Origin of the sequence: Paenibacillus lignilyticus (assembly GCF_017942085.1) — a bacterium.
GTDB lineage: Bacteria > Bacillota > Bacilli > Paenibacillales > Paenibacillaceae > Paenibacillus_Z > Paenibacillus_Z lignilyticus.
In genome coordinates, this window is the sequence record NZ_JAGKSP010000001.1 from 1 (window position 1) to 19642 (window position 19642).

Annotated in this window: 17 protein-coding genes; 8 read left to right on the forward strand and 9 right to left on the reverse strand. The window is 50.6% G+C overall.

Annotated features, from left to right (window positions below; translation table 11 throughout):
- From I8J30_RS00005 to leuC, 8 genes are all read right to left on the reverse strand, one after another.
- Positions 1–1502 (reverse strand): dynamin family protein (locus tag I8J30_RS00005; RefSeq protein ID WP_210654360.1); only part of this gene is annotated, 1502 nt, incomplete at its 3' end.
- Positions 1503–1555: 53 nt separating this feature from the next.
- Positions 1556–1822: an NAD/NADP transhydrogenase alpha subunit gene (locus tag I8J30_RS00010; RefSeq protein ID WP_091215539.1), complete on the reverse strand. Its 267-nt coding sequence runs from the start codon at positions 1820–1822 to the stop codon at positions 1556–1558.
- Between the two features lie 43 nt (positions 1823–1865).
- Positions 1866–2513: an endonuclease III gene (nth, locus tag I8J30_RS00015; protein WP_210655965.1), complete on the reverse strand. Its 648-nt coding sequence runs from the start codon at positions 2511–2513 to the stop codon at positions 1866–1868.
- A 187-nt stretch (positions 2514–2700) separates the two neighbouring features.
- A complete protein-coding gene (locus tag I8J30_RS00020) occupies positions 2701–5409 on the reverse strand; it encodes an S-layer homology domain-containing protein (RefSeq protein ID WP_210654362.1) in 2709 nt (902 codons plus the stop codon).
- Between the two features lie 17 nt (positions 5410–5426).
- Positions 5427–6044, reverse strand: a complete 618-nt coding sequence (locus I8J30_RS00025) for a GerMN domain-containing protein (RefSeq protein WP_210654364.1) — start codon at positions 6042–6044, stop codon at positions 5427–5429.
- A gap of 10 nt (positions 6045–6054) precedes the next feature.
- A complete protein-coding gene (locus I8J30_RS00030) occupies positions 6055–7512 on the reverse strand; it encodes an N-acetylmuramoyl-L-alanine amidase (protein ID WP_210654366.1) in 1458 nt (485 codons plus the stop codon).
- A gap of 786 nt (positions 7513–8298) precedes the next feature.
- A complete protein-coding gene (leuD, locus tag I8J30_RS00035) occupies positions 8299–8892 on the reverse strand; it encodes a 3-isopropylmalate dehydratase small subunit (RefSeq protein ID WP_091215530.1) in 594 nt (197 codons plus the stop codon).
- Positions 8893–8922: 30 nt separating this feature from the next.
- Positions 8923–10344, reverse strand: a complete 1422-nt coding sequence (gene leuC / locus I8J30_RS00040; protein ID WP_210654369.1) for a 3-isopropylmalate dehydratase large subunit — start codon at positions 10342–10344, stop codon at positions 8923–8925.
- 158 nt (positions 10345–10502) lie between these two features.
- On the opposite strand from leuC, the gene I8J30_RS00045 reads away from it, so the two are divergent.
- Positions 10503–11393, forward strand: a complete 891-nt coding sequence (locus I8J30_RS00045; RefSeq protein ID WP_210654372.1) for a LysR family transcriptional regulator — start codon at positions 10503–10505, stop codon at positions 11391–11393.
- On the opposite strand, the gene I8J30_RS00050 is transcribed toward I8J30_RS00045, so the two are convergent.
- The gene (locus I8J30_RS00050; RefSeq protein ID WP_210654374.1) at positions 11382–12179 is read right to left on the reverse strand and encodes a carbon-nitrogen family hydrolase; all 798 of its coding nucleotides are present in this window, start codon (positions 12177–12179) and stop codon (positions 11382–11384) included. The genes I8J30_RS00045 and I8J30_RS00050 overlap by 12 nt on opposite strands.
- A gap of 114 nt (positions 12180–12293) precedes the next feature.
- Between I8J30_RS00050 and I8J30_RS00055 the strand changes: the two genes are divergently transcribed.
- The 7 genes from I8J30_RS00055 to I8J30_RS00085 all read left to right on the forward strand — a co-directional run bounded on the left by I8J30_RS00055 (position 12294) and on the right by I8J30_RS00085 (position 19642).
- Positions 12294–12740, forward strand: coding sequence for a hypothetical protein (locus I8J30_RS00055; RefSeq protein WP_210654376.1), 447 nt, complete (start codon positions 12294–12296; stop codon positions 12738–12740).
- A gap of 120 nt (positions 12741–12860) precedes the next feature.
- Entirely contained in the window at positions 12861–14051 is a 1191-nt protein-coding gene (locus I8J30_RS00060) for a pyridoxal phosphate-dependent aminotransferase (protein WP_210654378.1), read from the forward strand.
- Positions 14052–14431: 380 nt separating this feature from the next.
- Positions 14432–15547, forward strand: a complete 1116-nt coding sequence (gene proB, locus I8J30_RS00065) for a glutamate 5-kinase (RefSeq protein WP_210654380.1) — start codon at positions 14432–14434, stop codon at positions 15545–15547.
- 31 nt (positions 15548–15578) lie between these two features.
- Positions 15579–16826 (forward strand): glutamate-5-semialdehyde dehydrogenase, encoded by a 1248-nt coding sequence (locus I8J30_RS00070; protein WP_210654382.1) that lies wholly within the window; start codon positions 15579–15581, stop codon positions 16824–16826.
- Positions 16827–16845: 19 nt separating this feature from the next.
- Positions 16846–17727, forward strand: a complete 882-nt coding sequence (proC, locus tag I8J30_RS00075) for a pyrroline-5-carboxylate reductase (RefSeq protein WP_210654384.1) — start codon at positions 16846–16848, stop codon at positions 17725–17727.
- Positions 17724–18953, forward strand: coding sequence for a 2,3-diketo-5-methylthiopentyl-1-phosphate enolase (locus tag I8J30_RS00080; RefSeq protein WP_210654386.1), 1230 nt, complete (start codon positions 17724–17726; stop codon positions 18951–18953). The genes proC and I8J30_RS00080 overlap by 4 nt, the downstream gene beginning before the upstream one ends.
- Positions 18954–18958: 5 nt before the next feature.
- On the forward strand, positions 18959–19642 hold the full coding sequence (locus I8J30_RS00085; protein ID WP_240547784.1) for a 2-hydroxy-3-keto-5-methylthiopentenyl-1-phosphate phosphatase: 684 nt from the start codon (positions 18959–18961) through the stop codon (positions 19640–19642).

The window sequence follows — 19642 nt, forward strand, 5'->3', positions numbered from 1 at the left end:
AGCCGTGCGCGCAGCGGCGCAGCGGCAGCTTCGGCGGCCGCTGCTGCGCGGTCGCCGAGCGCGTCGATGAGCGGCATCGCGCTCTTGCGGAACAGCCCCTTCACAGCCGCTGCAAGCTCGCGGCTGTAGGTCATCGTATACTCGTTCCCCATGACAGCCCCAGGGTTAACGAGTGAGATCAATAAGTCCGGCGTCAATAACCCGCCGAACGTTTCCTTCAACTGCTTCTCTAGCGCTTCGTCCCGCCAGCCCAAACGATCCGCTGTACGTCTCATCAGGTCAATGACGTGCCACTCGATTCCAGCCTGGACAAGATCGGCCAAATCGTTGAAGAAAGCTTGAAGCCGGCGCTCTTGTTCGGCCGCGGTTTTGGCTCCCGCAAACAGAAGCCCTGCTTTAAAACCGGTCTTACGGCTTTCCAGGAAAGTTTGCGCCAGATCCCGCGTAGCCGCCGGCGTAATATTCGCATTATCGAGGATGCTTTGCACATCCAGACGGGTCTTGACGCGCAGGCTCTCCGCTTCAGCCGCGTGAACACGCAGCTGCTCCTCAAGTCCCGCGATTTCATCGCGAACCCGCTCAGCTTCGCCTTCGCCGCCTGCTTCTTCCAGCAGCCGCTCGCGTTCAGGTTCTGCCTGCTCATCCATCGCTTTTCCGTGCATCCGAACGACATAACGGGCGGATGCATCTACGCTGCACAGCGCCAGCGGTCCCCGAATATCGGCAAGCGAATCGAACAATCCTTCAAGTGCTGCCCATTCCGAATGCGGATGATTAGGTTCGCGCAACGACAAATAGACGATACCGCTCGGCTCCAAATGCCAGTTCCCGAACGCTTCGTCAACGCTTTGTTTATACGCCTCAAATGTAAGCTCGTTCTCGCGATGCTTATCTATTTGATTCACAATCAGATATAAGGGCTTGCCCCACTCCTTGAGTTGTTTGGCAAACGTGAAATTGATTTCGGACTGCACGTGATTGTAGTCCATGACATAAAAAACGACGTCTGCCAAATGAAGCGCCGATTCGGTCGCCATCCGGTGCGCGTCGTCAGTGGAATCAATACCCGGCGTATCAAGCAGCACAGTGTGCGTGCCCAGACGCGGGATCGGATAGGACAAGGAAATGGACAATACGGTTTCGCCGTCTTTGCAATACTCATTGACTTCGTTAACAGGCACCTCTAGCGTTTGCTCTTGCCCGTTTACCAGCTTCTTAATGGTCGCTTTCGCTTCCCCGTTCACAATACTGACGACATTCGCACTCGTCGGTATCGGACTTGACGGCAGCAACTGCGTGCCGCATAGCCGATTGACGAGAGTAGATTTCCCCGCTGAGAAATGTCCGCAGAAGGCTACGGTCAACTTCCCGTTCCCCAGCTTATCTCGCAGCTCAAGCAGCCGCGCTGCGTCTTGCGCATCCCCGGCGGCTGCCATGATCGGCGATATTTCTGCAAGCGAGGTGTCCAGCGAATGAGCAGCTTTTTCAATCGTTTGGCTCATTTCTCTCTCTCCCTGTTTCCTACTCATTCAAACGAATTTCAACGTACCGGCTGTTATACCAGTTGTACCGCAGGCACGCAAATCTCAAACACTTCGCCATGTTGAAGAATCGTGATGTTGCGCTCTTTCTCTTTCATGACGACACATTCAGGTTTAAGTCTCATACGTTCAATATATTGATCCGGAACGTCGCCTGCTCCGCTTACTGTCACGCCTTCCACAATAATTTCTTCATTTTCTTGCGGTGGGGACTCCATGATTTGCTCATAGATATCAGAGAATAAAGCGAAGTCTTTCGTGTATACGGAAATGCATTTCATGTGGGATCATCCTTATCCATTATGTTTTGGGTCAAACGTCTTATTACTTAGCCTTTCGGTTTAGAGCAGGTTTCATACGCTGTTTGCCTTCTTTGCATTCATCTACCATTGGACAAACCGGACAATTCGGATTCTGAGCCTTGCAATGGTATCGTCCGAAGAAAATCAATCGATGATGGGTTTCGGTCCATAAGGCTCGCGGAACCAGCTTCATCAATTTCTTCTCGACTTCAAGCACGCTATCATCAGCCTTGGCAAAACCAAGCCTCTTGGATACACGCTCCACATGCGTATCCACTGCAATTGCCGGTACCCCAAACGCATTGGATACTACGACATTTGCTGTTTTTCGGCCTACGCCCGGCAATTTCGTCAGTTCCTCATGCTGCTGCGGTATTTCTCCGCCATAGTCTTCTAAGAGCATCCGGCATAGCTTCTGGATAAACAGAGCCTTGTTGCGAAAAAGCCCAATGCGCCTAATGTCGTGCTCCAGCTCATCCAGCGGAACAGCCAAATAATCGGCAGGCGTCTGGTACTTTTGGAACAAATCCGCCGTTACTTTGTTGACTGTTTCATCCGTGCATTGCGCAGACAACAGAACTGCGATCGTTAGCTCGAACGGATTGCGGTGATGGAGCTCGCAATGTGCGTCAGGGAACATCTCGCCGACCACACTCAAAAAATGATCCATTTTCTCTTTCGCCTTCAACCGATCTCTCACTCCTAATTGAACCATCGAATCAAAGTGTAGCGAATATTGTCGCATTAATCAACCGCAAATGAACCTTAAATGACTGAATTCGTGCAGGATTTCACAGAATTGCAAAATAAAAATGTCCCGGCCGAATACACCGGGACATCCGTCATTCATGCTGTGTCTACACCTTCGCGATTTCTACCAATACGTTCTGGTAGAAATACAGCAGAATCGCATCGCCATCTTTCAATTGAGAGATCGCGATTTGCTGGTCGCCTTGGGTAACTTTCGTAGCCGACGTTACGGCATACGTGTTTAGCTCTGTTAGCGTAGCTCGCTTCACGGAAAGCTCGCCTGTAGCCGCATTATATTTCCAGAACTTCTTGCTAATCCCGCTGTTTACCGTAACGACGACACGGTCTTTAGCATCCTTCTTCACTTCGACGCGGTCGCCGACTTGAAGAACTGCGGAAGAGCTGCCTGTTAGTCCGTTCTTCACTACGGTATAAGAATCGCCCAGCGTCACGCTGGTAACAACTCCGCTATTGTCAACGATCGCCAAGGAACTTGCGTTCACTGCAGTAAGCTTGCCGTATGTGACTTTTACGAGCTTGTACGCAACGGGAGTCAAGCCGACATATTGAACATTGCCGGTTTGGCCGGCTTTCAAATCAGCCAGTGTGATTTTGTCACCGCGTTCATTGTAAATATCCATCGCAGCCGCATTCAAATCCAGAATGGAACCATCCGATGTTTTCACCCTCAAACGTTTGCCAGCGACATCTGTTGAGAATACACTCGATTGCAGAGACGTGTGAACCTGCAAAGTGATCACTTTGTCTTGATTCGCATTCAACAAACCGGTTACGGTATCGCCTGCTTTAACATCGGATACAGTAGAGGATGATTTACCGGCAATTTCAATACTATTCGGCAGCTCTAGCGGCAATGTGATGATGGCACCATTGCTTTGCGTAATCGAAACTTGGCTCGTATTAATAGCTGCCACTGTTCCGCTATATTTGTATACGAATTGTATGAGAACCGCTTTATTGTCCGTTACTCCGATGGTCAGCTTCCTGTTCTTAACCAGCAACGAACCGGCAGCACTCACGGCAACGGTGGATCCGTTTAGATCAATTCTTGTTTTGTCCGTTAAATACACCGACATCGGATTACCGTCTTTATCTTTAAAATCCAGAATCCGCGTGTCGCTTTCATAATTGCGAACCGTTGCGCCAATCATCAGCGTTACATTACGATTCACTACTTTGATCGCAACAACTTGATCATTGGAATTGAGCGAGATATCCAGGATATCCCCTTTGACAAGGTCAGCAATGGTTGTACCCGTCAGACCATCGATGGTTACATCGACTAGAATAGATACAAACTTCGCTTCCAGAGCGCTTTGAGCAGTTCCGGAATTTTTCACATACTGGATCGTCTTCCCGTCGCTGCTCGCGGAATAGAATTCGCCGCGGATCAATTTTGCCGAAGTTTGTGTAATCGTGATTTTGGTCACCAGCGAATTTTTCACTTCATATGAAATCGCATCGCCAACACGGAGCTGAGACAAGCCGCCGTCCAAAATCTGTCCTTGCCAAATGACATCCACTTGCGGAGAAACATTATATTTGTATTCGGTTCCCGTTACGCTGTCTTTCACGGTTACTGCGGATGAAGCCGTATCAACCGTGCTGATTGTACCTTGACCATTATTGTTAATCGGTGCAGATTGGACTTTAATGGAGAGCGCTTGTGGTTTCGTTCGGTATGTATCGCGCGTAATCTCCACTTCGCTGTCTTTCGCAAGTGCACTTGGTTTAATGACTGCTCCCGCTCCATCCGTCACGACTGTCGCGCTGTTATACGTAATGGCTACCGGCTCATCATTAATCCATACCCAAATCTTACTATCGTTTACGAGGACGCGATCTACTGTCCCTTTAAGCTTCTCAACTTGCTTAGCGGCATCCAGCTGCTCGACATAAAGGGCTTTGTTCCCGCTCGATATAACGAGAAGTTTCGTGTTTGGTTCAAGATCTGCCACCTTCGACGGTTTCTCGGAATCGAAGCGGTACACGTAAGTGTCAGGCGTCATCTCAATTGCAGAATCTTTGTCGTTTTGATAGAGATGAACCGAGGTTGCATCTATGCTAGTCATGACAGCGGTTTGCTGACCCGTGTAATTAACCGGGAATTGCGTTTCTGCTCTGCTGAAGATCGTGGCAATTGATGCGCGCGTAATGAATCCTTTCGGATCAAAACGATCCGCTGTAATTCCTTTAATCAACTGCAAGGATACGGCAGCATTCACATACCCCTTGTAGTCGGATCCTACTTTACTTCCATCGGAGAAGCTAATCGCGTCATTGGCAAGCGCTTCGGCTTCCTTTTGCTTGCCGATCGCCTTCACGATCAGCTTCGTAATCCATTCACGCGTTGCTTTCTGCGTTCCCCATGCCGATTTCGGGTTCGCCTCCGCCAGTTCGAATTCTTCCTTCTGATCCAGCAAGCCTGCTTGGAAAGCAAGAATGATATAAGGTTTAAAATAAGTGCTGACTTCGAACGTATCCGGGAAGACGATGGCATCATCCACCTTTACGTCCTGCTCTTTACCGATAAAACGGATGGCAAGCGCGATCGCTTCTTGCTGCGACACATTATCAGACGGCTTGAATGCGCCATTCGTTCCCTTGACGATCCCTTGTGTCGCTAGCTTAGCAATATGCTTCTCTGCCCAGTGGCCGGAAGGAACATCGCTAAATCGTGAAGGCAAAGCTGAATCCGCATACGCTAACGAACCGCCTACCGCAGAAAACCCTGTAAGTACTGAGAAAACCAACATCGATGAAACTACTTTGACCCATTTCTTCTGCTGCGGCATATTCTGAGAGCTCCTCCTTATGGTTTAGTAATGGGATGATCGATTTCTTCATGGCCCATTAAACTATCGACTGCTTCCCCATCGACCAACAGATCGATGGACGTAACGTCCTGCAATTGGAAATAGGTACGTGTCAGTGCTTGAATGGCAAGCATCTCACCCGGCGCGCCAAGCCTTGCTTCGTCAGGCAAATGAAGGTCAAGGGTAACCGCCGCTCCTTCTTGTTTTGCGCTAAGCAGCTCGGCATGTTTCCATAAGGAAGCTTCGCCTTTTAATCCATCTTGCTGGAGCGCCGTAAACATCGCTTTCAACTTCTCCTGCGGATCGCCGTATTCGATGTCCGACTTCTGCTCATGGAGCTCCATCATATCGTCATCCGTATAGAATACAGATATCTGCTCTTTAACAAGCGCAGGTGCTTCCGGCTGTGCTGGATCCGTTTGAGCGTTATTGGCTTCCTGATCTTGATCCTGTTCTGGGTCAGTTGAAGTATTGTTCGTTCCTTCTGCCGGCTGTTCTTGAACTGCTCCGCCTTGCGTCAGCGGTTCTGTCCGATTGCCGCAAGCGCTAAGTGGTACGATAAGTGCGGCAGCAACGATTACCGATAATAATGATGTAGTAATATGACGTTTCATCGGCATTCTCCTAGCTTAGTTTTAAATATTCTTTAATCCCCGCTACGATTTCCGCAGCAATCTTGTTCTGTTTCGCATCATTGAAGAGTACGGAAGAATCTCCGCTGTTCGAGAGATAACCAGCTTCAAGCAATACGGCCGGCATCGTCGTCTTCTTAATTACTCTGAAATCAGCTTGTCTTACTCCGCGATCCTTGAAGCCTGTCCCTATAACCAAATACTTGTGCAAAATTTTCGCCAACGCGATACTGTCCCCGCGTGAGTAATACGTCTCTGATCCGGTAACCGTTGCACTTTCCGTCTTGTTCGCATGGAATGAGATAAACAGATCGGCTTTGAGATTGTTTGCAAAAGCTGCGCGATCGTCAAGCTCCACGAATGTATCGTTGGAACGCGTCAGATATGGCTTGATCTTCGTTTCTCGATCAAGGAGCGCCTTCACCTTCAATGTAATGGCAAGGTTGTATTCCTTCTCCTGACGACCGTTTACACTGAGTGCGCCCGGATCTTTTGCCCCATGACCTGCATCCAGTACAACTTTATACACCTTATCCCCCGGCGTTACCGGCGGAGTAACGGGCGGTGGACCGGTTTGCTCCAAGACATCGATCCGAATGGCTTGATCTTCTTCAACCGTTTGCACATTTGTCGGTGCCAGCAGGTCAAGAACGATCCTAACCGTATCCGGCTTGTCCGAATAATAAGAATAACGTACCTTCTGAAGAGTCGGGTGCGAATCGATTAAGATTTCGCCAAGCTTCGTAGCGCTGTTCAGCTGCGTGAAGGCAGGCGTAAAAGCAGAATTAAAGTTCATATAAGGCAGATCGATGACAACACGCTCTGGGTTATGCAGCACTTCTGTTTTGACATCTTTGAAATCGCCTTCATAGGATAGGTAAATACTGCCTAAACCATTATACTCGATTGATTTGAGACTTGCAGAACTATCTGTCGGCGGCGGATCTACTACCGGGCCTTCTCCGTTACCTGGATCCGTTCCCGGGTCCGGTGTTTCAGTCGGCGGATCTACAACAGGCGGTGTCACTACGGTTTGCTGAAAGAGATGGACGGAACGGGATAGCTTGTCCCAATATACACTTAACCCGAATTGCTCACTGACAAAACGCAGCGGTACCATCGTAGAGCCATCTGTATTGAGAGCCGGCGCGTCAAGAGAGACTTCCCGGTCGTTCACAATGGCATTCTTACCGCCAATTGTCAGTACCATGTTCGTTTCGCCATTGGAGATTGTTACGTTCGGCTTCTCCCATGCCACATCAAAACCAAGCCCTTCCGTCACCGTTCGGATTGGAACGAGTGTCGAATCGCCAACAATGCGGGGCTCCGCGGCACTTTGAAGCTGTTTTCCATTCAGATAAAGCTTTGGTGCTTCCGCTGCTCCCACTAGACTGGGGAACATAGAGATCAAGAGCGACAACAGCAACACAGCGGACACAAACTTCTTCATCTTTCACCTCTAAAACTATTTATTTCGCCCTGACAGCCAGCCTAATAGTGACGCAAACTGTAGACATTAGTTAGACGCAGTTTGTCAGAAAAAGTTGCGTATTCAGGAAATTTGTAACTATTGCTTATGAATTATGCTTATTGTGCGTTTTACGCCTGTGAAGAGTGGTTTTTCGCGGTCCAGCGAAGTGTTAGAGCGCATGTCGATATCACGGAGAAAACAGCTGGTTTGGGTTCTGTAAACGGAGCAATATCCACTACAGTAATCAAATTGCCGTTCTGCCTTTCTTCGTGGCGAAGTTAGTACCGAGAGTCGGTTTTTCCGACTCTCAACCAGTTTTATCGCCGTTTTCTCCTCCGAGAATCGGTTTTTCCGACTTTCACCATCAATCTGGCAGTAAAGTTGAGGCCAAAACAGGCTGAGAGTCGGGTTTCCCGACTCTCAGCCTGTTTTATCGCCGTTTACACTACCGAGAGTCGGTTTTTCCGACTCTCAACCCGTTTTATCGCCGATTTCTCCGCTTAGAGTTCGATTTCAGCACTCTCAGCGGTACGAAGGTGATGAAATCGAACTTCTATCAGCCTGAGAGATCAATTCTCGAACTCTCGACCTGTTATTTCGCCGTTTTCTCCACTGAGAGATCGATTTCGGCACTCTCAGCGGCACAAAGGCAGTGAAATCGTGGCTCGCTTCACCTGAGAGTTCGATTTCCGAACTTTCAGACTCCCACCAACCGCGAAATCGAGCCACAAAAAAAGCTGCCCTATTTGGGCAGCTTTCCTTCAATTAAAATGCGACGCGGCTTGCTTCGTATGCGGAGATTTTGTCTTCGTGCTGAAGCGTTAGGCCGATGTCATCCAAGCCTTGAAGCAGGAATTGACGGCGGTGCTCATCGAGGTCGAAGTCGATGTGCAGACCAGCATCATCAGTCAGTGTTTTATTTTCCAAGTCAACGTTCAGCTTGTAGCCTTCTGTCTTCGTCGTGCGTTGGAACAAGTCTTCTACTTGCTCTTCGCTCAAACGAATTGGAAGAATGCCGTTCTTGAAGCAGTTGTTATAGAAGATATCCGCGAACGAAGGCGCGATAACCACTTTGAAGCCATAATCGAGAATCGCCCACGGCGCATGCTCACGTGAAGATCCGCAGCCGAAGTTAGCACGGGAAATCAATACTTCCGATCCTTGGTAACGAGGCTGGTTAAGGCTGAATGAATCAATGACGTTACCTTGCTCATCCCAGCGCCATTCGAAGAAGAGGAACTGGCCGAAACCGCTGCGCTCAATGCGCTTCAAAAATTGTTTAGGGATAATGGCATCTGTATCTACGTTTACACGATCTACCGGGGCAACAAGACCCGTTAGCTGTTTAAATTCTTCCATGATCGTTAACTCCTCTCGTCTCTCTTGCTACTAGTTCAGTACTTCGGATTTGATTTTCCAGTCGCGAACGTCTGTGAATTTACCCATGATCGCAGCAGCTGCGGCCATTGCCGGGGAAACCAAGTGCGTACGTCCGCCGCGGCCTTGACGGCCTTCGAAGTTACGATTGGATGTCGATGCGCAGCGTTGGCCCGGTTGCAGAACGTCTGGGTTCATCGCAAGACACATGGAGCAGCCGGCGTCGCGCCATTCGAAGCCTGCTTCGGTGAAGATCACATCAAGGCCTTCTTTTTCAGCCTGAATCTTAACGCGGCCCGAACCTGGAACGACAATCGCCGTAACGCGGTCGCTTACTTTATAGCCTTTGGCAATTTCAGCAGCGGCGCGCAAATCTTCAATCCGACCATTGGTGCAAGAACCGATAAAGACGTAGTCGATGTCGATCTCACTCATTGGCGTACCCGGAGTAAGTCCCATATATTCAAGTGCTTTCTCAGCCGCTTTACGCTCGTTCTCAGTTGGAAGCTCAGCAGGTACCGGTACGTTCTTCGTGATGTCTGTACCCATCCCCGGGCTTGTACCCCAAGTTACTTGCGGGATCAAAGAATCAACATCGAACTCAAGAACGGTATCGAACTCAGCGCCTTCATCCGTTGCAAGCTCTTTCCAAATTGCGATTGCACGATCAAACGCCTCGCCTTGCGGTGCGTATTCACGGCCACGAAGGTAGTTGAAAGTTGTGTCGTCTGGAGCGATCAAACCAGCGCGTGCGCCTGCTTCGATGGACATGTTGCAAACCGTCATACGCTCTTCCATCGACAGGCTGCTGATCGCTTCGCCTGTGAATTCCATTACATAACCGGTACCGAAATCCGTACCGTATTTTGCAATGACGCCAAGAATCATATCTTTAGCGGTTACGCCGGGCTTACGGTTGCCCGTGAAACGGATTTCCATTGTTTTTGCTTTGGATTGCTGCAAGCACTGCGTTGCAAGAACATGCTCAACCTCGGAAGTACCGATACCGAAAGCAAGAGCTCCGAAAGCGCCGTGCGTGGAAGTATGGCTGTCGCCGCAAACGATTGTTTTACCCGGATGCGTAAGGCCAAGCTCAGGTCCCATAACGTGAACTACGCCTTGGTCGATGCTGTCGAGGTCAAACAACGTAACGCCGAAATCTTTACAGTTTTGCGTCAGCGTATCAATTTGCTGCTTCGAAATCGGATCTGTAATGTTGAAACGGTCTTTCGTAGGGACGTTGTGGTCCATTGTTGCGAATGTAAGGTCCGGACGTCGTACTTTGCGGCCCGTCATGCGGAGGCCTTCAAACGCTTGCGGAGAAGTAACCTCATGGACAAGCTGCAAATCGATATAGATTACGCTCGGTTTACCTGCATCCGAATGAATGACGTGATTATCCCAAATTTTCTCAAACATCGTTCTTTTCGTCATTATATTCACCTCATAAGTTCATTTGCTCGTAGCAATAATTCAATGAAGTCATCATAACATTTCTTTCTTCATTGATCTAAGATATAATATCTATAACAGCAATAGGTACGGCCTATGAAGATGAAACCTGTAAAAACTTGGTTCTGGAGTGGTCAATCATGGAATTTCGTCAACTGCAATACGTGATCCAAATTGCCAAAGAAAAGAATTTCTCGCGCGCGGCGGAGAAGCTGCATATCGCACAGCCTTCGCTCAGCCAGCAGCTGTCTAAGCTGGAGAAGGAAATCGGCGTGCTCTTATTCCGCCGGACCACAAACTCCGTTGAGCTGACGCATGCAGGGGCTGTGTTTGTAGATAAAGCGCAGAACATTTTAGACAACATCGAACAATTGAAGCAGGAGCTCGATGACCTTGCTCATATGCGCAAAGGAAAGCTCGTTGTGGGGAGTTTATCCATTACCGGCTCCCACGTGCTGCCAACCGTATTGCCAATCTTCAATAAAAGGTATCCCGAAATCGAAGTCGTCCTCGTCGAAGATACGCCGTCCAAGCTGGAGCAATTAACCGCAAGCGGTCAAACCGATCTCAGCTTACTTGCGCTGCCGCTATTCGAGCCTTCGCTGGAGTGGGTTCCGATTATTGAAGAGGAAATCGTGCTGGCGGTTCCTCCTGATCACCCTCTGGCCAAGCTGAATGAACCGATTCATATTGAAAGGCTGATTGCCGAACCTTTTATCGTATTGAAGAAAGGCCAAGGCTTCCGGCAAAATGTATTGGAGCTGTGCGAACGAGCGGGCTTCGAGCCGCGCATCGTATTTGAGAGCACGAATATCGAAACCATCCAATCCCTCGTCGCAGCAGGCATGGGGATCACTTTCGTACCGAAGATGCTCATCAGGGATAAAGGCGACGAACGAACACCTGTCTACTTGCCGATTTCCGCTCCCACACCGATTCGCACGCTTGTCATAGCAAGCCGTAAAGGCCGCTATCTGTCGAGAGCGGCCGAGGCTTTTATCGAAACCATGAAAGCTGCATTAATAAAGTGACGGACGGCGGTCTTCGAATACCGGAATCTTGGCGCGGACGGCGTCTACGAGGTCCAAATCGATTTCCGCCCTCATGATGACTTCCTCTTCTCCCGCTTCCGCCACAATTTCGCCCCAAGGATCAATGATTAAGGAATGGCCGAAGAACGTGCTCGTTCCGCTCGTACCGCAGCGATTGCAAGCAATCACATACATTTGATTCTCAATGGCTCTTGCCGTTAGCAGAGTCCGCCAATGATGCAATCTGGGATTCGGCCACTGCGCCGGAACGAATAATACTTTAGCGCCGCCAAGCGCGAGCTTGCGTGCCAGCTCCGGGAATCGAATGTCGTAGCAAATCATCATTCCGGCATCGGAGCCGGCCACTTCAAGGGTTCCTAGCTTCTCCCCTGCCAGCAAGTGTTTCTCTTCATCCATAAGACGGAACAAATGAATTTTGGAATAATCCGACACCACTTCTCCGTTCTCATTGAACGCGTAAATCGTATTATAAACGCCGCCATCGCGCTTCTCCGCAATAGAGCCCCCAATAATCTGAACCTGATGCCCGCGGGCAAAAGCAGACAGCAACGCCTTTGTGCGCTCTCCGTCTTGATCCGCGATCTGTTCGATCTGCTCAAGCGCGTAACCGGTGTTCCACATCTCCGGGAACATGATCAGATCCGGTTTAACCGGCCCTTGAACGGCTTCGCGCAGCCTCTCCTCCAGCCTTGCAAAATTCGCCTCGGGATATCCCGCATCGACGTGCATTTGCACGATCGCAAGCTTTAATTTCCTCTCACTCATTCGATTGCCTCCTGAATTGCTCAGTTTTACCTAATCATATCGTCTCATGCTTCGCTGTCAAGATGGGCACTGTAAGGAGGAAACTATCCTGTATCGATTAAGGAGACTGCGTAAATGAGAAAATGGAGTACAAAAATTGTATCAGCCTTGGCACTGCTTTTGTTTCTGGTTCTTCCTGCTGTGGCCAGTGCCGGAGCACTGGATGACGGCGGTGCTATGCAGCGGCCGGTGCAGGCTTTCGATGTCGTTGCGGGCAAGGTTGTTAAGAGCGTCCCGAACAATGCCGAGTTTCAAGGCTACGCGAAGTCATGGTTAAACTCCGTTACCGGCTTATCGCCAAGACTGCAGGCCGAAGACAAATGCGGGTATGTGTTCCGTATTCCGCTTGATCAACCGACTGCTGTCAAAGCAGGAGCGCTGCAGGTAATGACGCAGGATGTGTTCCTGTTCTATTGTCCGAAGAAACCGCAGCTGCTGCTTATTTTTGACGAGAACCGTAAGCCGTATTTGCTCCAATTCAAAGCGAATATCAAGCCTTTCCTAAAAGCGATGGATTTGTAGGAGGTTTGCACAGCTCTATAACATCGTTCACTCCACCTCGCCGCTTTAGGAACCGGGCGCTCGACACTCATTCCAACATTATGCTACATTTAGGCTTAGATTAACGGTGGAGTGATAACAATGGATGGAATCAAAACAGTTCAAATCAGTCCGGCAGACCGGATGACCGGTTTGCCGGCACAATTCTTTGCCGGACTCGTCCGCAAAGCGAATGCACAAGCAGCCAAAGGCCGCGATGTCATCAATTTGGGGCAGGGCAATCCCGATCAGCCTACACCGCCTCATATTGTAGCTGCACTTCAAGAGGCAGCTCCGAACCCGATGTACCATCGTTACCCGCCTTTCAGCGGATATCCTTTCCTCAAACAAGCGGTCGCGCAGCGGTATAAGGAAGATTATGGCGTGGAACTCGATCCGGAGAAAGAAGTCGCCATCTTGTTCGGCGGAAAAACAGGACTTATCGAAATAAGCCAATGTTTGCTGAATCCGGGCGATATTTGCCTCGTACCTGATCCCGGCTATCCGGATTATTGGTCCGGCGTTGCACTTGCGGGCGGCAAGATGGAATATATGCCGCTGACGGCAGACAATGCTTTCCTTCCGGATTACAGCGCGGTATCTCCGGACATTGCGGATAAAGCAAAGCTTATGTTCATCAACTATCCGAACAATCCGACCGGAGCAACAGCCGGTCCGGAGTTTTACAAGCAAACCGTCGAATTCGCGGCAAAGCATGGCATCGTTGTGGCGAGCGATTTTGCTTACGGGGCTATCGGTTTTGACGGAAAACAACCCGTAAGCTTCCTGCAAACACCCGGAGCCAAAGAAGTTGGCGTTGAATTCTATACGCTGTCGAAAACTTACAACATGGCCGGCTGGCGCGTCGGCTTTGCGCTCGGCAATCCCGAAATCATTTCATTGATCAATCTCATTCAAGATCACTACTACTGCAGTTTGTTCGGCGGCATTCAAGCTGCCGCAGCTGCTGCGCTGACAGGGCCGCAGCAATGCGTAACGGATCTTGCTGCTGCCTATGAGAGCAGGCGTAACGCGTTATTCGGCGCAATGGGCGAGATTGGCTGGAAGGCTTCGAAGCCAAGCGGTTCTTTCTTCTGCTGGCTGCCGGTGCCTAAAGGCTATACCTCCTCTTCCTTCTCCGATCTGGTATTGGAGAAAGCTGATGTCGTACTTGCGCCGGGAGTCGGATTCGGCACGCATGGTGAGAACTACGTGCGTTTGGGTCTGCTTGCCCCTGAAGAACGGCTGCAAGAAGCCATTCGCCGCATCGGTAAACTGGGTCTGTTCGAATAATCAAAAAATAATCTTCCCTTCGCCCATAAAGCCTGTCTTTATGGGCTTTTCTTTACTTTACAGTACGAGGCAGAACATGGTATGATTCTCTTTAATTAAAAACCATTAACGTCTTGATGGGGCCAAGTATGCACTCCGCAATGCGACCAGAGAGTAAATTCGTTCGCTGTGAGAATTTACCGTTATTGCTGCAGAAACCTTCCCCGGAACGGCCGGCGATGAGTCGGACAGCGACCTGCTGTTATCAGGTCTAAGAAAGCGGAACGGCATGCCAAACATAGCCGTTAATAAAGGTGGTACCGCGGAAGTTAAACTTTCGTCCTTTGTATATACAAGGATGAGAGTTTTTTTTATTTTCTAGGAAAGGTTTGGGGAGACATATGACAGATACCATTGTAGTCAAAATCGGCAGCAGCTCCTTAACCTCCGATGAAGGCGGCATTAATCGGGAACGAATCGCCTTCTTTGCGCACGAGCTCGCTGCCCTCCATGAAGCAGGCTACCAAGTACTGCTTGTCACCTCCGGTGCCATCGCCGCCGGATTCAAGAAAATCGGCTATCATACCCGTCCGAAGCTCGTCCATGAGAAACAAGCGGCCGCGGCCGTCGGTCAAGCCCTTCTCATGCAAGCGTATCAAGAAGCCTTCGCGTCGTATGGCGGTAATGGCGGAGTGGGCGTTGCCCAAATTTTGCTTACCCGGGCCGATTTCTCCAATCGCAAACGGATTCAGAATGCACTGATGACCATTGAAGAGCTGCTCCATCGGCGCATGCTCCCGATCGTGAACGAGAACGACACCGTGGCAACGGATGAATTGAAGTTCAGCGAGAACGATACGTTATCCGCGCTTGTCGGCAATCTCGTGAAAGCGAAACGGCTCATTATTTTGACCGATATGGATGGCCTGTATTCGGAAGATCCTCGTAAGAATCCGAATGCGGTTCGTTACGACCGAGTCGAGCAAATATCCGATGACATTCTGCGTGTCGCAGGCGGAGCAGGATCATCCGTCGGAACGGGCGGCATGCGCTCGAAGATTGAAGCGGCACGTATCGCGATGCGCGGCGGCGTTCCGGTATTCATCGGCCGTGTCGTAGAGCCCGGCGATTTGAATCTAGCCGTATCCGGTGTAGGCAAAGGGACGTATTTCGAAACGAGTCAGCACAATCTGACGACAAAGAAACAATGGCTTGGCTTCCATTCCATGCCGCAAGGCCGTATCTTCGTTGATCATGGGGCTGAACGAGCATTGCTCGAAGGCGGCAAAAGCTTGCTGCCTGCCGGCATTCGAGCCATTGAAGGTGATTTTCATCCCGGCGATGTCGTCGAAGTGTTTAATGAACAGCAGCAATCGCTTGGCCGCGGTGTCGTCAACTATGCAGCCTGGCAGGTCCAAGCCGTTGCCGGTTTAAGTACGGAGGAAGTTCGCAGACGCGTTGAAGTAACTCGAATAGAAGTCATCCACCGTGATGAGTGGGTCACGCTAAGAGCATAAACGACAAGGACTTATGAGGGAGAGAGACCATATGAGCGAAGTGCGGGAGAAAGCGGCCCTTGCCAAACAGGCAGCGGGCATTATGAACCGATTGACGACGAATCAGAAGAATGAAGCCCTGCTCGAAATGGCGCATGCGCTCATCCGCCATCAAGATTCAATTATCGAGGCGAACCGGATCGACATCGAACGCGGACGCGCTAACGGCACGAGCGAATCCTTATTGGACCGGCTGACGCTTACATCGGCACGGGTGGAAGATATTGCTGAAGGACTTCGCCAGGTTGTGAGGCTGAGCGATCCTGTCGGCATTACTTTGGAATCATTCGAACGCCCTAACGGACTTCGCGTTGACAAAATCTCTGTACCGCTCGGCGTTATCGGGATGATCTATGAAGCTCGTCCCAATGTAACGGTCGATGCGGCCGGGTTATGCCTCAAGACAGGCAACTCGGTCGTCCTTCGAGGCGGCTCTGCTGCGCTGGAATCCAACCGCCGTATCGTCGAAGTGCTGCGCGGTGCGCTTGCCTCCACTTCAATGCCTGCTGAAGCGCTCCAATTGATTGAAGACCCATCGCGCGCTTCCGTCGACGAGATGCTGAAGTTAAACGGCTTGCTTGACGTTGTGATCCCCCGCGGAGGAGCCTCGTTAATTCGAAATGTTGTTGAAAATGCGACCGTACCTGTCATTGAAACAGGTGCCGGCATTTGTCATACTTATTTGGACGAAAGCGCACAGCCTGCTATGGCATCGGATATCGCATTCAACGCCAAGGTGCAGCGCCCTTCCGTCTGTAATTCCATGGAGACGCTGCTTGTCCATGAAGCTTTCGCCGAACGTCATCTTCGTGAATTGGCTGACCGGTTCCTTCGGGCTAACGTCGAGCTCCGCGGTTGTGAACGAACGCGCGCCATCATTCCTGAAGCTAACGAGGTTACCGAAACGGATTATGCAACGGAATATAATGATTACATTATGAATATTCATATCGTTTCCGGCATCGATGAAGCCATGCAGCATATTGGCAAATACGGCACGATGCATTCTGAATGTATCGTTACGGAGAATCAAGAGCACGCGGATCAGTTCATGCAGCAGATCGATGCGGCTGCGGTATACCATAACGCATCCACTCGTTTCACGGATGGTTTCGAATTCGGCTACGGCGCCGAAATCGGCATTAGCACGCAAAAGCTCCATGCCAGGGGACCAATGGGACTCCCTGCACTGACATCAACCAAATTCCGCATTTACGGCAGCGGACAAATTCGCGGATAGAACAGGAGGATTCACGATCATGACGATACTTTCATCTTCTAGTGTTTCAACTGCAATCGGATCGCTCAAAATGTGTTTTTACGGTGCAGGCTCCATAGCGGAAGCGATGGTTCGCGGGTTGCTCGACCGCGGCTTGACCGAGCCGGGTCAAATCAGCATGATGAATCGGCAAAACGTGGCTCGGATGGAAGAGCTCGCGTCTCGATACGGCGTGAACACCTCCTCGCTGGAAGCGGAGAAATCCGTCATGCTGCAGGATGCCGATATTGTTTTTCTTATGATGAAACCGAAGGATGCTGCGGAAGCGATCTCTCAAGTGCGTGACCTCCTTCATCCCGGCCAATTGGTTATCTCCGTTATTGCCGGCATGACCATTCGCACCTTGGAAACACTGCTTGGCAAGCCGATGCCGATTGTACGTACAATGCCTAATACATCAAGCACAATCGGACTTGGCGCGACCGGAATCAGCTTCTCCGCTTCCGTCACAGGCAATCAGCGCGACCTCGCCGAGACGATGTTTCAAGCGGTAGGTTTAACGGCAGTCGTGGAAGAACAGCTGCTTGAAGTGGTTACCGGGTTATCAGGCAGTGGACCTGCCTATGTCTATTACCTAATGGAAGCTATGATTGTTGCCGGCAGCCAGCTTGGACTGACTGAGGAAGCCGCGCGCGAACTGACCGTTCAAACCGTACTAGGAGCCGCACATATGGTGAAAGCTACTGGGGAGAACCCGGCGGATCTGCGCCGTAAAGTGACTTCGCCTAACGGCACGACACAAGCCGCAATTGAGAAACTAGATGCAAACCATTTCTCGCAAGCCGTGATCAGTGCGATTGCGCGCGCTGCGGAACGTGCTGCAGAGATGGGTGCAGAAATTGAAAGGAAAGCGACATCATGAGTGAGCAAGCTGTATGTATAGCAACTTATCGTTGTTACGATCACAAAGCAGATTTTCATAAAAAAGCACAGGGCATTGCCGTTGGCCTGACGGTCGGCAGCTGGACAGATTTGCCGGAAGCGCGTAAAGCCGAGATGGAGAAACATCTGGGCCGCGTCATTTCCGTGGACGTTCATGAAGGTTCCGCGCCGGAAGAGCGTTATGCCGACCTGCGCATCGCCTATCCGGATGTGAACTTCAGCCGTGACCTCCCTGCCCTTCTCGTTACGGTATTTGGAAAGCTGTCCATGGATGGCAAAATCAAGCTGCTCGATCTCGATTTCTCAAGCAGCTTTGTTTCTGCTTTTCCGGGACCGAAATTCGGAATCGAGGGTGTCCGTAAGCTGTTAGCTGCGAATGAACGTCCGCTGTTAATGAGCATTTTCAAATCCGTTATCGGTCATGATTTGCCTAACCTGCGGGAGCAGTTCTATCAACAAGCGCTAGGCGGCGTAGACCTGATCAAGGACGACGAAATCCTGTTCGAGAACCCGCTCACCCCGCTAGAGAAACGGGTAGAAGCCTGTATGGAAGCCGCACGCCAAGCCGAACAAGTTACAGGGCAGAAACTGCTTTACGCCGTGAACTTGACCGGCCCCACTTCCAAGCTTGCTTCGCAAGCGAAAAAGGCGATCAATGCCGGCGCGAATGCACTCCTGTTCAACGTGCTTGCCTACGGCTACGATGTCCTGCACGAGCTGAGCGGCGATCCGGAAATTTCGGTTCCCATTGCGGCTCACCCTGCAATGGCCGGCGCCTTATACCCTTCCGTTCACTACGGCATCGCCGCACCTTTGCTGCTTGGCAAGCTGATGAGACTTGCCGGTGCCGATCTCGTTCTCTTCCCTTCGCCTTACGGCTCTGTCGTCATGCCGCGAGAAGAGAATTTAGCCGTGCAAGCTGCTTTAATTGATCCTTCATTGCCGGTAGCGCCGAGCTTCCCGGTTCCATCAGCAGGCATTCATCCCGGACTAGTCCCGCTTATTCTTCGGGACTTCGGCACCGATGTCGTCGTCAATGCAGGCGGCGGCATCCATGGTCATCCGATGGGAACAGCGGCTGGCGGACATGCGTTCCGTATGGCGATTGAAGCCGCAAGAGCAGGCATTTCGCTGCCCGAAGCCGCAGCGAAGCCGGGTAACGAAGCGCTGCAAGCGGCGATCGACAGCTGGGGGTACAAAGAATAATGAGCATGAACAACATGACATCCAGAGCACCGCAGCGCGTTATTTTTTGCGATTTCGACGGCACGATTACCGAGAACGATAACATCGTTGCAATCATCAAACATTTCAATCCGCCCGGCTGGGAAGCGATCGTGAACGACATCGTCGGACAGCGCAAGACGATTCGTCAAGGTGTCGGTGAGCTGTTCCAATTGCTGCCCTCATCGATGAAACGGGAAGTTGTCGACTATGCCATCTCGAATGCGACCATCCGCGCCGGTTTTGCCGATTTGCTGCAATACTGCAAAGATCATGATATTGAATTCTACGTGACGAGCGGCGGCATCGACTTCTTCGTCTACCCGCTTCTGGCGCAGTTTAACATTCCGGAGAATCATATTTACTGCAACGGCAGTGATTTCTCCGGCGAACAGATCGCGATTACATGGCCTCACCCATGCGAAGGCGAATGTAAAACCGACTGCGGCATGTGCAAAACAACCATTATTCGCCGCTTCCCAAAAAGTCAGTACGAGCGCATTCTAATCGGCGACAGCGTGACGGATTTCGAAGGAGCAAAGCTTGCTGATGTGGTATTCGCACGCTCTCATTTAACGCAGAAATGCAAAGAACTCGGACTTTCCTATCACGAGTTCAAGACGTTCCACGACGTCATCGATGTATTGAAATTGCAGGAGGCGACAACTTAA

Coding starts and splice junctions, on each gene's coding strand:
- I8J30_RS00010 (WP_091215539.1), bottom strand. CDS start 1,822: ATGAAATGCATTTCCGTATACACGAAAGACTTCGCTTTATTCTCTGAT.
- nth (WP_210655965.1), bottom strand. CDS start 2,513: ATGGATCATTTTTTGAGTGTGGTCGGCGAGATGTTCCCTGACGCACAT.
- I8J30_RS00020 (WP_210654362.1), bottom strand. CDS start 5,409: ATGCCGCAGCAGAAGAAATGGGTCAAAGTAGTTTCATCGATGTTGGTT.
- I8J30_RS00025 (WP_210654364.1), bottom strand. CDS start 6,044: ATGAAACGTCATATTACTACATCATTATTATCGGTAATCGTTGCTGCC.
- I8J30_RS00030 (WP_210654366.1), bottom strand. CDS start 7,512: ATGAAGAAGTTTGTGTCCGCTGTGTTGCTGTTGTCGCTCTTGATCTCT.
- leuD (WP_091215530.1), bottom strand. CDS start 8,892: ATGGAAGAATTTAAACAGCTAACGGGTCTTGTTGCCCCGGTAGATCGT.
- leuC (WP_210654369.1), bottom strand. CDS start 10,344: ATGACGAAAAGAACGATGTTTGAGAAAATTTGGGATAATCACGTCATT.
- I8J30_RS00045 (WP_210654372.1), top strand. CDS start 10,503: ATGGAATTTCGTCAACTGCAATACGTGATCCAAATTGCCAAAGAAAAG.
- I8J30_RS00050 (WP_210654374.1), bottom strand. CDS start 12,179: ATGAGTGAGAGGAAATTAAAGCTTGCGATCGTGCAAATGCACGTCGAT.
- I8J30_RS00055 (WP_210654376.1), top strand. CDS start 12,294: ATGAGAAAATGGAGTACAAAAATTGTATCAGCCTTGGCACTGCTTTTG.
- I8J30_RS00060 (WP_210654378.1), top strand. CDS start 12,861: ATGGATGGAATCAAAACAGTTCAAATCAGTCCGGCAGACCGGATGACC.
- proB (WP_210654380.1), top strand. CDS start 14,432: ATGACAGATACCATTGTAGTCAAAATCGGCAGCAGCTCCTTAACCTCC.
- I8J30_RS00070 (WP_210654382.1), top strand. CDS start 15,579: ATGAGCGAAGTGCGGGAGAAAGCGGCCCTTGCCAAACAGGCAGCGGGC.
- proC (WP_210654384.1), top strand. CDS start 16,846: ATGACGATACTTTCATCTTCTAGTGTTTCAACTGCAATCGGATCGCTC.
- I8J30_RS00080 (WP_210654386.1), top strand. CDS start 17,724: ATGAGTGAGCAAGCTGTATGTATAGCAACTTATCGTTGTTACGATCAC.
- I8J30_RS00085 (WP_240547784.1), top strand. CDS start 18,959: ATGAACAACATGACATCCAGAGCACCGCAGCGCGTTATTTTTTGCGAT.